At 68.1% G+C, this 13662-nt stretch carries 12 protein-coding genes; 9 read left to right on the top strand and 3 right to left on the bottom strand.

The window, feature by feature from the left end; all coding sequences use genetic code 11:
- Positions 1 to 2: 2 nt before the first annotated feature.
- From AC1DDO_RS12330 to AC1DDO_RS12305, 6 genes are all read left to right on the top strand, one after another.
- Positions 3 to 2213, top strand: a complete 2211-nt coding sequence (locus AC1DDO_RS12330) for an acetyl/propionyl/methylcrotonyl-CoA carboxylase subunit alpha (protein WP_476971926.1) — start codon at positions 3 to 5, stop codon at positions 2211 to 2213.
- A 115-nt stretch (positions 2214 to 2328) separates the two neighbouring features.
- Entirely contained in the window at positions 2329 to 3492 is a 1164-nt protein-coding gene (locus AC1DDO_RS12325) for an acyl-CoA dehydrogenase family protein (RefSeq protein ID WP_441409378.1), read from the top strand.
- 18 nt (positions 3493 to 3510) lie between these two features.
- Entirely contained in the window at positions 3511 to 4296 is a 786-nt protein-coding gene (locus AC1DDO_RS12320; protein ID WP_441409379.1) for a CoA transferase subunit A, read from the top strand.
- Positions 4297 to 4298: 2 nt separating this feature from the next.
- On the top strand, positions 4299 to 5060 hold the full coding sequence (locus tag AC1DDO_RS12315) for a CoA transferase subunit B (RefSeq protein ID WP_441409380.1): 762 nt from the start codon (positions 4299 to 4301) through the stop codon (positions 5058 to 5060).
- The gene (locus tag AC1DDO_RS12310; RefSeq protein WP_476971925.1) at positions 5057 to 5617 is read left to right on the top strand and encodes a MaoC family dehydratase; all 561 of its coding nucleotides are present in this window, start codon (positions 5057 to 5059) and stop codon (positions 5615 to 5617) included. The genes AC1DDO_RS12315 and AC1DDO_RS12310 overlap by 4 nt, the downstream gene beginning before the upstream one ends.
- Positions 5614 to 6456, top strand: coding sequence for an HpcH/HpaI aldolase/citrate lyase family protein (locus AC1DDO_RS12305; protein ID WP_441409382.1), 843 nt, complete (start codon positions 5614 to 5616; stop codon positions 6454 to 6456). The genes AC1DDO_RS12310 and AC1DDO_RS12305 overlap by 4 nt, the downstream gene beginning before the upstream one ends.
- A gap of 52 nt (positions 6457 to 6508) precedes the next feature.
- Here the strand turns inward: AC1DDO_RS12305 and AC1DDO_RS12300 are convergent, their stop codons facing one another.
- Both AC1DDO_RS12300 and AC1DDO_RS12295 read right to left on the bottom strand, forming a co-directional pair.
- On the bottom strand, positions 6509 to 7225 hold the full coding sequence (locus tag AC1DDO_RS12300) for a response regulator (protein WP_476869003.1): 717 nt from the start codon (positions 7223 to 7225) through the stop codon (positions 6509 to 6511).
- Positions 7222 to 8802, bottom strand: a complete 1581-nt coding sequence (locus tag AC1DDO_RS12295) for an ATP-binding protein (protein ID WP_476971924.1) — start codon at positions 8800 to 8802, stop codon at positions 7222 to 7224. Before AC1DDO_RS12295 ends, AC1DDO_RS12300 begins: the two co-directional genes overlap by 4 nt.
- Before the next feature lie 172 nt (positions 8803 to 8974).
- On the opposite strand from AC1DDO_RS12295, the gene AC1DDO_RS12290 reads away from it, so the two are divergent.
- Genes AC1DDO_RS12290 through AC1DDO_RS12280 form a run of 3 tightly spaced genes read left to right on the top strand, consistent with a single transcriptional unit; the run spans position 8975 to position 12085 of the window.
- The gene (locus tag AC1DDO_RS12290; RefSeq protein ID WP_476971923.1) at positions 8975 to 10036 is read left to right on the top strand and encodes a Bug family tripartite tricarboxylate transporter substrate binding protein; all 1062 of its coding nucleotides are present in this window, start codon (positions 8975 to 8977) and stop codon (positions 10034 to 10036) included.
- A gap of 2 nt (positions 10037 to 10038) precedes the next feature.
- Entirely contained in the window at positions 10039 to 10560 is a 522-nt protein-coding gene (locus tag AC1DDO_RS12285) for a tripartite tricarboxylate transporter TctB family protein (protein ID WP_476971922.1), read from the top strand.
- Positions 10553 to 12085, top strand: a complete 1533-nt coding sequence (locus tag AC1DDO_RS12280; RefSeq protein ID WP_476868999.1) for a tripartite tricarboxylate transporter permease — start codon at positions 10553 to 10555, stop codon at positions 12083 to 12085. Before AC1DDO_RS12285 ends, AC1DDO_RS12280 begins: the two co-directional genes overlap by 8 nt.
- A 75-nt stretch (positions 12086 to 12160) precedes the next feature.
- Here AC1DDO_RS12280 and AC1DDO_RS12275 read toward each other — a convergent pair whose 3' ends face one another.
- Complete coding sequence (locus AC1DDO_RS12275) at positions 12161 to 13657, bottom strand: lipase maturation factor family protein (protein WP_476971921.1); 1497 nt, start codon at positions 13655 to 13657, stop codon at positions 12161 to 12163.
- Positions 13658 to 13662 lie beyond the last annotated feature (5 nt).

Below are 13662 nucleotides of genomic sequence, written 5' to 3'. Positions count from 1 at the left end.
CAATGACAATTACTTCCTCTTCATCGAGTGCACCCTCGACCCCCCGCAAGCCCCTGTTCGGCACCGTGCTGGTCGCCAACCGCGGCGAGATCGCCTGCCGCGTCATCCGGTCCCTGCGGGCCCTGGGCATCCGTTCGGTGGCGGTCTATTCCGACGCCGACGCCGGCGCCCGGCACGTGCGCGAAGCCGACGTGGCGGTGCGGATCGGCCCGGCCGCGGCCACCGAGAGCTACCTGAAGATCGAGGCCATCATCCAGGCCTGCCGCGACACCGGGGCCGAGGCCGTGCACCCGGGCTACGGCTTCCTGAGCGAGAACGTCGACTTCGCCCGTGCCCTGGCCGAAGCCGGGATCACGTTCATCGGCCCGGGCGTGGAATCCCTGAATGTCATGGGCGACAAGATCCGCTCGAAGAACCACGTCACCGGCTACGGCGTCCCGGTGGTCCCGGGCATCGCCGAACCGGGGATGACGGACGCGCAGCTGATCGAGGCCGCGGCCGGCGTCGGCTTCCCGCTGCTGATCAAGCCCTCAGCCGGCGGCGGCGGCAAGGGCATGCACATCGTCGAACGCCCCGAGGACCTGGCAGCCACCCTGGCCACGGCCCGCCGGGTCGCCGCGAGTGCCTTCGGCGACGACACCCTGTTCCTGGAACGGCTCGTGCTCACCCCGCGCCACATCGAGGTCCAGGTCCTCGCCGACAACCACGGCAACGTCATCCACCTGGGGGAGCGCGAGTGCTCGCTGCAGCGCCGGCACCAGAAGGTCATCGAGGAAGCTCCCTCCCCGCTGCTGGAATCCCTGCCCGACGGGGCGGACATCCGGGCCCGGATCGGCGAGGCCGCCTGCAACGCGGCCCGCAGCGTCAAGTACTCCGGCGCCGGCACCGTCGAGTTCCTGGTCTCGGACAACGCCCCAGACGAATTCTTCTTCATGGAAATGAACACCCGGCTCCAGGTCGAACACCCCGTCACCGAGATGGTCACCGGCGTCGACCTCGTCGAATGGCAGGTCCGGATCGCCGCCGGCGAGGAACTCACCGTGACCCAGGACGACGTCGTCCTCACCGGACACTCGGTGGAGGCCCGCGTCTACGCCGAGGTGCCGGAGAAGAATTTCCTGCCGTCCACGGGGCGGGTGGTCCTGCTGGACGAAATGCCCGATCACGCCGATGGCCAGGTCCGGGTCGACTCGTCCCTTGTCGAGGGCCTCCAAATCTCCTCCAGCTACGACCCCATGATTTCCAAGGTCATCGCGTGGGGCCGGAACCGCACCGAAGCCCTGGACACCCTGGACCGGGCGCTCGCCGGGTACACGGCGCTGGGCATCGACACCAACATCGAGTACCTGCGGCTGCTGATCAACGACGCCGACGTCCGCGCCGGCCGGCTCGACACCGGCCTGATCGAGCGCAAGATGCCGGAGTTCTCTTTCCGCCGCGTGGGCGACTTCGAGGCAGCTGCCGCCGCGGTATTCGCCGCTGCGATGGAGGAACGCGATGCACGGAACCCCGGGGGAGGCCCGTGGAGCCGGCGCGACGGCTGGCGGATCGGTGTGCCTGCCCCGCGGCGGATCAGCCTGGGCACGCCCGGCGGCGGCGTCGCCACGGTGACGGTGTCCGGCGCCGTCGGGCAGGGCACCGCGGCGGTGAGTGTCGACGGCGGGCCGGAACGCACGGCATCGCTTCGTTTCCCCAAGCGCAACCACGCCGAGCTGACCCTCGATGGCGAAGCACGGGAATACGCGCTGGTGTCGACGCCTGAGGGCCCGGGAACACCGGACCAGAGCGGCCCGGCCTCCGGCGACCCACACGAGCTCTTCCTCGGCAACGAGGGCTGGTCCTGCCGCCTGGAGGTGCTCACCCGCGAGTCCCGGCTCGCCCGGGTGCTGGCCGCGATCGAACGCGAGGAAGGCGCCGCCGACCCGGCCGTGCGCTCGCCGATGCCAGGGACGGTGGTGTCCGTCTCCGTCAGCGACGGCGACACGGTGGAAGCCGGCCAGGTACTGCTCTCCGTGGAGGCGATGAAGATGGAGCACCAGCTCGTGGCGCCGCTCGAGGGAACAGTCCACATCAGCGTCGGTCCCGGGGACCTCGTGAAGGCAGACCAGGTGCTCGCCACCGTCCACCCCGCGGTCCATGCTCCGTCCCCGGCGGAGAACGCCGCCGAGGACACGATCGAGGAAGCCGTGATCGCAATGGGCGCGGCCGACTAACAAACTTTCTGACCGGGCGGCCACGGAGCAGCTTTTGCAGAAAAACAGCAGCACACACCATCACCAGACACCATCACCAGACCGCGGATTTACATCAGACAAAGGAGTCACCCCCATGCCGGATTTTGAGCTCAGCGAGGACTACCAGGACCTCAGCAACACCGTCCGCGAATTCGCCGACGAAGTAGTGGCCCCCGTTTCCGCCAAGCACGACGAGGAACACAGCTTCCCCTACGAGGTCGTCTCCCAGATGGCGGACATGGGCCTCTTCGGCCTGCCCTTCCCGGAAGAGTTCGGCGGCATGGGCGGGGACTACTTCGCCCTGGCCCTCGCGCTGGAACAGCTCGGCCGCGTGGACCAGTCCGTCGCCATCACCCTGGAGGCCGGCGTCTCGCTCGGCGCCATGCCGATCCACCGCTTCGGCAACGACGCCCAAAAAGAGGAATGGCTGCCCCTGCTCGCCTCCGGCAAGGCGCTCGCCGGCTTCGGCCTGACCGAGCCCGAGGCCGGCTCGGACGCCGGCGGCACCAAGACCACGGCCAAACTGGGCGGCGGTGAATGGGTCATCAACGGCAACAAGGCGTTCATCACCAACTCCGGCACGGACATCACCAAGCTCGTCACCGTCACGGCCGTCACCGGCCAGGAAGAACGTCCGGACGGCAGCATCAAGAAGGAGATCTCCACCATCCTGGTGCCCACCAACACCCCGGGGTTCACGGCGGAGAAGGCCTACAACAAGGTCGGCTGGAACGCCTCGGACACCCACCCGCTCACGCTGGACAACGTCCACGTCCCCGAAGCCAACCTGCTCGGCACCCAGGGCCGCGGCTACGCCAACTTCCTGTCCATCCTGGACGAGGGCCGGATCGCGATCGCGGCGCTGGCCGTCGGCGCGGCCCAGGGCTGCGTGGACCAGTCGGTGAAGTACGCCAAGGAACGCAGCGCGTTCGGGCAGAACATCGGCAAGTACCAGGCCATCGCGTTCAAGATTGCCCGGATGGAAGCCCGCGCCCACACGGCCCGCCTGGCCTACTACGACGCGGCCGCCCGGATGCTTGCCGGCAAGCCGTTCAAGACGCAGGCGGCCATCGCTAAGATGGTCGCAGGCGAGGCAGCCATGGACAACGCGCGGGACGCCACCCAGGTGTTCGGCGGCTATGGCTTCATCAACGAATTCACCGTGGCACGCCACTACCGCGACTCCAAGATCCTCGAAATCGGCGAAGGCACCACGGAGGTCCAGCTGATGCTGATCGCCCGCGAACTGGGACTGTAGCCGGCCGGAAGGATCCTGATGATCAACAAAGTAGTCGCCAGCGCAGCCGAGGCTGTCGCGGACATCCACGACGGCGCCTCCCTCGCCGTGGGAGGGTTCGGGCTCTGCGGCATCCCCGTGACCCTCATCGAGGCGCTGCACCAGCGCGGCGCCACGGATCTGGAAACCGTGAGCAACAACTGCGGCGTGGACGACTGGGGACTCGGGATCCTGCTCAAGGACGGCCGGATCCGGCGCACCATCAGCTCCTACGTCGGGGAGAACAAGGAGTTCGCCCGGCAGTACCTTGCCGGTGAGCTCGAGGTGGTCCTCACCCCGCAGGGCACCCTGGCCGAAAAGCTGCGCGCCGGCGGTGCCGGCATTCCCGCCTTCTACACGCCGGCCGGCGTCGGGACCCAGGTCTCCGACGGCGGGCTGCCGCAGAAGTACGACGCCGAGGGTAACGTCGCGATCGCCTCCGCCCCGAAGGAGGTCCGCAGCTTTAACGGCGCCGACTACGTGCTGGAAGAGTCGCTGACGCCCGACTTCGGCCTGGTGCACGCCTGGAAGGGGGACCGCCACGGCAACCTCGTCTTCCACGCCACCGCGATGAATTTCAACCCGCTGTGCGCCATGGCCGGGAAGATCACGATCGCCGAGGTCGAGGAACTTGTGCAGCCGGGGGAGCTGGACCCGGAGCACGTCCACGTTCCGGGGATCTTCGTCCAGCGCGTGGTCCTGGCCCCGCAGGGGGAGAAACGCATCGAGAAGCGGACGGTCGCAGTTTCGGCTGCCCCCGGCACACCAAACCAGGCAGGAGCATAGCCGTGGAAACAAACAACGCCCAGGGCGCGCCGCCCCGTCCCGAGGCCGTGCGCCACGAATACCGGCGCTCCGCCGTCGAACACGCCCCCGGTACTGAAACAAAGGGCTGGAACCGCAACGAACTCGCCGCGCGGGTGGCGCAGGAGCTGCACAACGGCCAGTATGTCAATCTTGGCATCGGGATGCCGACGCTGATCCCCAACTACATTCCGGCCGGCGTCGAGGTGGTGCTGCACTCGGAGAACGGCATCCTGGGCGTCGGGCCGTACCCGGCTGAGGATGAGATCGATCCGGACCTGATCAATGCCGGCAAGGAAACTGTCACGGTCAACAAGGGTGCGGCGTTCTTCGATTCCGCCGCCTCCTTCGGCATGATCCGGGGCGGGCACGTCGATGTGGCGGTGCTGGGCGCCATGGAGGTGGCCGCCAACGGCGACCTCGCCAACTGGATGATCCCGGGCAAGATGGTCAAGGGCATGGGCGGCGCGATGGACCTCGTGTTCGGGGCCAAGAAGGTGATCGTGATGATGGACCACGTGGACCGCAACGGCAAGCCGAAAATCGTTGAATCGTGCACGCTGCCGCTGACCGGCAAGGGCTGTGTGGACCGGATCATCACCGACCTCGCCGTGATCGACGTCGTGACCGAGGCCGGGCAGTCCCGGCTGGTGCTGCGGGAGCTGGCTCCCGACGTCACCGTTGAGGACGTCGTGGCCGCCACCGGAGCCGAACTTTTCGAGGAAGACCAGGAACTGACTGTATGAGCGACGCCGACCGGCCCTCCCCAAGCCCCGATGCCGGCACCCCCCGGGTGATTGAACAGCGCGGCCTCTATTTCGACGAGCTCCAGGAGGGCGTGGTCTACGCCCACCGGCCGGGCCGGACGGTCACGGAGACGGACAATGTCCTGTTCACCACCATGACCATGAACACCCAGGCCCTGCACCTGGACGCGGCCTGGAGCGCCGGGCAGCCATTCGGCCAGCGGCTGATGAATTCGATGTTCACCCTCGCCACCGTGGTGGGCCAGTCGGTGCCTCAGCTGACCCAGGGCACCATCATCGCCCAGCTGGGACTGACGGACGTGTCCTTTCCGCGCCCGCTGTACCACGGGGACACCCTCTACACGGAGACCGTGGTCACCGGGAAAAGGCTGTCCGCGTCCCGCCCCGGGCAGGGCATCGTGACCATGCAGCACACCGGACGCAACCAGCATGGCGAGGTGGTGGCGCTGGCTGCCCGCAGCTGCCTGATGTGGACACGCGAGGCCCACGCGGCTGCCGAGCTGGAAGCGGCGCAAAAGGGGACAATAGAAACATGAGTTTCCTGATGGGTCCTGCCCTGCTGTTCTGCCCCGCCGACCGCCCTGAGCGGTACCAGAAGGCCGCCGAGCGCTCCGATACCGTGATCGTGGACCTCGAGGACGCCGTCGCGCCCGCCGACAAGCAGCGGGCCCGCGGCGCCATCCTCGCCCAGCTGGGCGCTACCGGCGACGTCCCGGAACTGGACCCGAGCCGCACCATCATCCGGGTCAATCCCGCCGGCACGGACGAGTTCGAGAAGGACCTGCACTGCCTCAAGCACACGCCCTACCGGCACATCATGCTGGCCAAGGCCGAGAGCGCCGCCCAACTCAAGGAACTCCAGGGCTACAGCGTGATTGCCCTCTGCGAGACGGCCGCGGGAGTCCTCAACGCCGCAGCCATCGCCGCCGAACCCAACGTGGTGGCCCTGATGTGGGGCGCGGAAGACCTGCTCGCCTCGCTCGGCGGAACCTCCAGCCGGTTCGAGGACGGCAGCTACCGGGCAGTCGCGCTGCACGCCCGTTCCAGTGTGCTCCTGGCCGCCGGCGCCTTCGGCAAGGACGCGATCGACGCCGTCTATGTCAACATCCCGGATCTTGCCGGGCTGGCCCTGGAATCCCGTGACGCCGTGGCGTCCGGGTTCTCTTCCAAAGCCTGCATCCACCCGGACCAGGTGGCCGTGGTCCGCGAAGCCTACGCGCCCACCGAGGCCGACGTCTCGGCGGCCGCCGAGCTGCTTGACGCCGCCTCCGCGGCAGGCACGGGCGTGTTCGCGTTCAAGGGCAAGATGATCGACGGGCCCATCCTCAAGCACGCCGCATCGACGCTGCGCCGCGCGGGCCACGTCAGCTCCTGACCCTCGGCGCCCACCCTCGGCGCCCAACGCCTGGATCCTTGGCTCCGCAATCTCAGCGGCGCCAGAGGTAGCGGTTCTCCGGCCGGCCCGCCGCTCCGTAGCGGGGCGTCAGCCGGGCATGGCCGTGAACCACAAGGTACTCAAGGTAGCGGCGGGCGCTGACCCGGGACAGGCCCAGTTGCAGCGCCAGGCCGGCGGCGGATACGTCCTCGGGGCTGGCCTTCAGCGCCTCGATGACCGCGTCCAGGGTGGGACGGGAGAGCCCCTTGGGCAGCCGCAGCGCAGCCTGGCCCGGCGGCTGGGCCGGCTCTGCCGGCGCGGACCGGCGGGAGGGAGCCACCAGGCGGTCGATGCTGGCCTGGTCCAGCGGCCCGGCGGCGCCCGAGGCCAGCTCGTCCCGCAGCATGACGTACTCGTCCAGCCGTTCGTTCAACGCCTGCGAGGAAAAGGGCTTGACCAGGTAGTGCAGCACCCCGCCGGCCATCGCGCCACGGACCGTATCCAGTTCCCGGGACGCGGTAATGACCAGGACATCCACCGGCCGCCGGTGCCCGCGCAGCCGCTGCAGGACATCCAGGCCGGACATGTCCGGCAAATGAATGTCCAGCAGCACCAGCTCCGGCGCCAGCTCGGCGGCCAGATCGATGCCCTGCTGCCCGGTGTGGGCCATGGCCACGACGTCGAATCCGCCGCGTGCCAGCAGGAACCCGTGATGGATCCCGGCCACTGCTACGTCATCGTCGATGATGAGGGTGCGTATGGCGCTCATTGCTTCTGTAGTTCCGCCTCTTTTGTCCTGAGCACCACCAAGAAGCAGGCTCCGCCCAATGCCGATGAGGATACCGCGGCCCGGCCTCCGCGCCGGAGGGCAACCCGCTGGACCAGGGCCAGCCCAAACCCGCGGCTGTTGATCCCCTCGGCCTCCTTGCTGGTCACACCGGGCTCGAACACTTTAGCGCGTTCCGCAACGGGGACGCCGGGCCCGTCGTCCTCCACCACGATGGTCCGCTCGCCGTCGGCGCTCTCGCCGAGCCGGATGGCCACGGTGCTGTCGAAGCCCGCGGCGTCCACGGCGTTGTCGACCAAGTTGCCCAGGACCGTGATGACGTCGCCTGAGTCATCGGCGGAGCACACCGAATCCGGGCTGACCACAATGTCGATGCCGCGCTCGGCGCAGACTGTGGACTTGGCTATCAGCAGGGCCTGGACCCCGTGGTCGGTGATTCCGGGCGCCAGCGGCCGGTTCGCGAAGACGGCGTCGTTGTGGCTGCGGCCAAGGTATTCGATGGCCTTGTCCTGCTTCCCGAGCTCCAGCAGTCCGGAAATAACGTGCAGTTTGTTGGCGAACTCGTGCGCCTGGGCGCGGAGGGCCTGGGTTACGTCCACGGCGCCGTCGCGGTCACGCAGGACGGTGTGCAGTTCCGTGCGGTCCCGCAGGATCAGCACCTTGCCGACTTCCCGGTCGTCGACCGTGGCGGCATTGACCTTGCCCAGCAGGATCCGCTCTCCCGAGAGCACCAGTTCCTCCGTGGCCGACCCGGCCGAGAGCAGACGGTGGACCGCCGGCTCCAGGCTTGCCGCGGCGGGCGTCCCGGTGATATCCGCTGACAGTCCGAGGAGGCGCCGGGCCTCGTCATTGACCAGCGCGATCCTGCCGTCTGCGTCCACCGCCACGAGCCCTTCGCCCAGGCCATGGAGCATGGCGTCGCGCGTTTCCAGCAGGGCAGCGATGTCCTCGGGCTCAAGCTTGTAGATCCGCCGCCATACCAGTTTCGAGACGTACATCGCGCCCAGTGAGCTCAGCAGCGCGGCCCCGAGCAGCCAGGCGAACAGCTGTGGCATGTCGTCGTGGAGGTCGGCGGCCAGCGTGCTCTCCAGCACCCCCACGGAGGCGGAGCCGATCACGGTGCCGGTCCGGTCGAAGATGGGGACCTTGACCCGCCAGGACTCGCCGAGGGTTCCGGTCTGGGTGCCCACGTAGATCTCCCCGGACAGGGGCACGGAGGGATCGGTGGAGACCGGCCGGCCGATTTCCGCAGGGTTGGGGTGCGACTGCCGGACGCCGTGCCGGTCTGTCACCACCACGTACGTGACATTGGAGGCCTGCCGGATGACTTCCGCGATCGGCTGGATGGTCTGGGCCGGCGAGGGCGTTCCGAACGCGCTGATGACCGAGGGCAGCTGTGCGACACTTTCGGCGACGCCGATCAGCCGGCCCTTGTACGCATCCCGGAGCTGTTGTTCCTGCATCCGGATGGTCACGGCCCCCACCACCGTGAGGACAGCCAGCACGATGCCCAGCTGCAATGCGACCAGCTGGAACCGTAGGGGAATCCTGTGAAACATGTCACAAGTTTCCCATCGGCAGCGGCGTCCGCCCGCCAAAAAGACGGCCGCGGCCGTGACCAATATGACCACTACTACCTCTAAGGCCAAATTCTGTTGCCCGTCGCCGGGCGCTCCTAGGGTCAGTGACGTGATTCCAATGATGTGCATCACATTCGCCCAAGGAGAAACCATGTCTGGCCAGTCCACTCTCACGCAGTCCACTTTCACGCGGCCCACTTTCACGCGGTCCGCCTACACCCGCCGCGCCGCCCTCATCGCCGGTGCCGCCGGAGTCGTCCTGGCCATGTCCGCCTGCGCTGGAAGCGGAACCGGCACGGCTGCCGGCACGGCCGCGGGCGCCGACCCGATCAAGAAGCTCAGCATCATCGTCCCGGCCAACCCGGGCGGCGGTTGGGACCAGACCGGACGCGCCATCCAGCAGGACCTGCAGACCAACAAGCTGGTCTCTTCCGCCCAGGTCACCAACATTGGCGGCGGCGGCGGAACCAATGGGCTCGCCAAGCTTGCCACCGAGAAGGACGTCAACACCCTCATGGTGATGGGCTACGTCATGGTCGGCGCAGTTGAGACCAATGGCGCCAAGACCCGGCTCGAAGACACCACCCCGATCGCGCGGCTCACCGAAGAACCGCTGGTCCTCGTAGTGCCGGCGTCGTCAAAGTACCAGTCCGTCGCCGACCTCGTGGCGGACATCAAGACCAACGGCAAGGGCGTGGCCATCACTGGCGGCTCGGCCGGCGGCGCGGACCACATCCTGGCCGGGCAGATCCTGAAGTCCCAGGGCGTGGAGGCGGACAAGCTGAACTACATCGGCTACTCCGGCGGCGGCGAATCCATCGCGGCGCTGCTCGGCAACAAGGTCCAGGCCGGCATCTCCGGCGTGGGCGAGTACGCCGAGCAGGTCAAGGCCGGCAAGGTCCGGGCGCTCGCCGTCTCCGGCAAATCCGAGGCCCCGGCGCTGCCCGGCGTCAAGCCGCTCAAGGACCAGGGGATCGACGTCGTGCTGACCAACTGGCGCGGCGTGGTGGCCCCCGGCTCCATCGACGACGCCCAGCGCGCGAAGCTGACCGACGTCGTCACCAAGCTGCACGCGTCCGAGGCCTGGAAGTCCACCCTGACCAAGAACAACTGGGACGACGCCTTCCTCGCCGGCGACGGCTTCAAGACCTTCCTGACCGAGGACATCGCCAAGGTCAAGACCACGCTGACCCAGATCGGCCTGGTCAAGTAACAATGTCCGTACAAGCAACAACGCCCGCCAAACGGCCGACGGGCGAGATCCTCTTCGCCCTCGTGTTCGTCAGCGTGGGCGCGGCGGGGCTGCTGACGGCGGGATCCATTCCGATCCCGCCGTCGGAGACCGGCATCGGCCCGCGCGCCTTCCCCTACATCGTGTGCGGCATGCTGGTGCTGTGCGGCGCCGGGGTGGTCCTGCAGGTCCTCCGCGGCAAAGTCGGCCAGGCCGAGGACAGCGAAGACCTCGACGTGACGGCCAAGACCGACTGGGTGGCCCTGGCCAAACTCGTGGGCTTCGTGGTGCTGCACATCTTCCTGATCGAACCGGCCGGCTGGCCGGTGGCCGCCGCCGTGCTCTTCAGCGGTGCCGCCTGGTCCCTGGACGCCAAACCCCTCTGGAAGGCGATCATCATTTCCATCGTCCTGGCGCTGGTACTGCAGTACGTCTTCGGCGGGCTCCTGGGCGTCTCCCTGCCGCCGGGCCCGCTGCTCGAGGGGGTGCCGTTCCTTCATGGATAGCTTCATGCTCCTGCTCGAAGGATTCACCACCGCGCTGCAGCCGGTCTACCTGCTCTACGCCCTGGGCGGGGTGTTCGTCGGCACCGCCGTCGGCGTCCTCCCCGGCATTGGTCCCGCCATGACCGTGGCGCTGCTCATGCCCATCACCTACGCCCTGGATCCTGCCGCCGCGCTGATCGTGTTCGCCGGAATCTATTACGGCGGCATGTACGGCGGTTCCACCACCTCCATCCTGCTGAACACGCCCGGCGAATCCTCCTCGATCGTCACGGCGCTGGAGGGAAACAAGATGGCCAAGGCCGGCAGGGGAGCGGCGGCCCTGGCGACGGCGGCGATCGGCTCCTTCATCGCCGGGACCATCGCCACGGTCCTGCTGACCTTCCTGGCGCCCGTGGTGGCCGACTTCGCCGTCGGCCTCGGTCCGGTGGACTACGTCGCCCTCATGGTGGTGGCCTTCCTGACCGTCGGTGCGCTGTTGGGCGCCTCAGTCCTGCGCGGCCTGGCCTCCCTTGCCCTCGGACTGTTCATCGGCCTGATCGGCATCGATGACAGCACCGCCCAGCAGCGCTTCACGTTCGACAACCCCACCCTGGTGGACGGCATCGACATGGTCCTCGTGGCCGTGGGCCTCTTTGCCCTCGGGGAGGCGCTGTACGTCGCGTCCAAGCTGCGGCACGGCCCCGTGGAGCTCATCCCGGTCAGCAAGGGCAAGAACGCCTGGCTGTCCAAGGAGGACTGGCAGCGGTCCTGGAAGCCATGGCTGCGCGGAACCTTCATCGGGTTCCCGATCGGCACCGTCCCGGCAGGCGGCGCGGACGTCTCCACGTTCCTGTCCTACGCCGCCGAGCGGAAGCTGGCCAGGGGCGCCAACAAGGCCCAGTTCGGCAAGGGCGCGATCGAAGGCGTCGCCGGACCGGAGGCGGCGAACAACGCCGCGGCTGCCGGGGTCCTGGTGCCGCTGCTGACCCTCGGCATCCCGACGACGGCGACGGCGGCCATGATGCTCACGGCGTTCCAGCGCTACCAGATCCAGCCGGGGCCGCTCCTGTTCGAAAACCAGGGGGCGCTGGTCTGGACCCTGATCGCCTCGCTGTATGTCGGCAACCTCATGCTGCTGGTGCTGAACCTCCCGCTCGTGGGCCTGTGGGTAAAAATCCTGCAGATCCCCCGGCCCTACCTCTACGCAGGCATCCTGGTGTTCGCCGCCCTGGGCGCGTTCTCGGTGAACTTCTCCCCGAGCGACGTCGGCATCCTGCTGGTGGTGGGCATCCTGGGCTACTTCATGCGCCGCTACGGCTACCCCGTGGCGCCTATGGTGGTGGCGATGATCCTGGGCCCGATGTTCGAGGTGCAGCTGCGGCGCTCGCTGCAGCTGTCGCAGAACGACCCCACGGCCCTTTTCGGCTCGCCGTTCGCCCTTGTGGTGTACATCTCCATGGCGCTGATCTTCGTCGCCTCGTGGTGGCTGCGCCGCCGCCAGGCAACACTGGAGGCCGCACCGGCGAAGGAAGAGGTGTCCGTCTAAGCCGGGGTGTGTCACTGATTCGCCGCACATGGCCGGAATGGCAACCCCATTCCGGCCATGTGCGGCAAACGCGCCTCAGCGCTCCGGCGGCAGCCTCGACGGCGGGATGGCGACGTGCAGCAGGGTCCGGTTCCAGCGCTGGCCCGTCGCACGGAATTCGGCCCGGGTGGTGAACCGGTAGAGATAGCTGCTGGCACGCACCCAGCGGGGCCGTTCGCCGTCGAACGGGTCGTAGCGCAGCAGGCGCAGCATGGGCCGGTCCGCCTCCAGCAGCTTGGCCAGGAACGCATAGAACCACTCTTCGTGGACGGTCCGCAGCGGCAGGAACCACATCAGCCAGTCCAGCCGCAGGTGGTACGGGGCGAACTGGCGCGGCAGCCGCCGGAGGTCTCCCGGCTTGCCCTTGAAGCCGTACTCCCGCCACTCGGCGTCGTCCCCTGGTTCCTCCTCGAGGGTCCCCGCCACCACAATCTCGATCCGCCGCTTCGTGACGGTGCCGAACGCGCCGTAGGTGTTCACCAGCTGCCAGCGGTTGAACGAGGCGTTCATCAGCTGATGGTGGGAGAAGAGGTTCTCGATCGGCCGGTAGCTCAGCACCACCAGGAACACGGTGGCGAACGTGACCACCACGAGCCACGGGACCGGCGCCTGGCTTCCGACACCCGATGCGGCACCGGATCCGGCGCCTGATCCCGCTCCTGCGGACGCGGCGTGCCAGTCAAGCGGGAGTGCCGGCACCACGGCGTGCGCCACGGGATCGCTGACCGCCGCGAAGGCCAGGATGATCGCCATCCAGTTCAGCCAGGCGAAATTGCCGCTCGCCACCAGCCACAACTGCGTAAAGATGATGATCCCGGCGGCGGCGCTGGCCAACGGCTGCGGGGCAAAGAGGAAGAACGGGACCACGAGTTGGGCGAAGTGGTTGCCCAGGACCTCCAGCCGGTGCCATGCCTTGGGCAGCAGATGGGCCTGACGGCTCAGCGGCCCCGGCATCGGCTGGCTTTCGTGGTGGTAGTACAGGGCCGTCAGGTCCCGCCACTCGGAACCGCCCCGGATCTTGATCAGGCCCGCGCCGAACTCCAGCCGGAACACCAGCCAGGCCAGCAGGATCAGGATGGTCCGGGGCGGGGGAGTCTGGTCTGAGCCGAGGAACCCCACAGTGAACCCGGCCTCCAGGAGCAGGATCTCCCAGCCGAAGCTGTAAAAAGTCTGCCCCACGTTCACAATCGACATGTACAGCAGCCACAGGGCCAGGAACGCGAGCAGCGGAACCCACGGCGGGCCGAGCTGGGGGAGCCCGGCAACGATCGTGGCGGCAATCGCCATGCCACTCCAGCAGACCGTCCGCAGCAGCCGGTCCGAGTAGCGCCAGCGGAACAGGCTGGGCCGGCCCAGCCGGTTGAAGCCCTCGAGGTAGTCCGGCACGGGCAACAGGCCGCGCTCGCCGAGGAGGGCAGGGAACTGGTTGAGCGAGGAGAGGAAGGCCACGAAGTAGAGGGTGGCAGTGCCGCGCTGCAGCACCTGCCGGGCGAACTCGTACTCTGGCGCGTCGAACCACGCGGTCCACTCCACGTTTT

It is taken from the genome of Arthrobacter sp. 10N43, from assembly GCF_056394525.1.
This window is presented reverse-complemented; position numbering and strand designations above follow the sequence as displayed.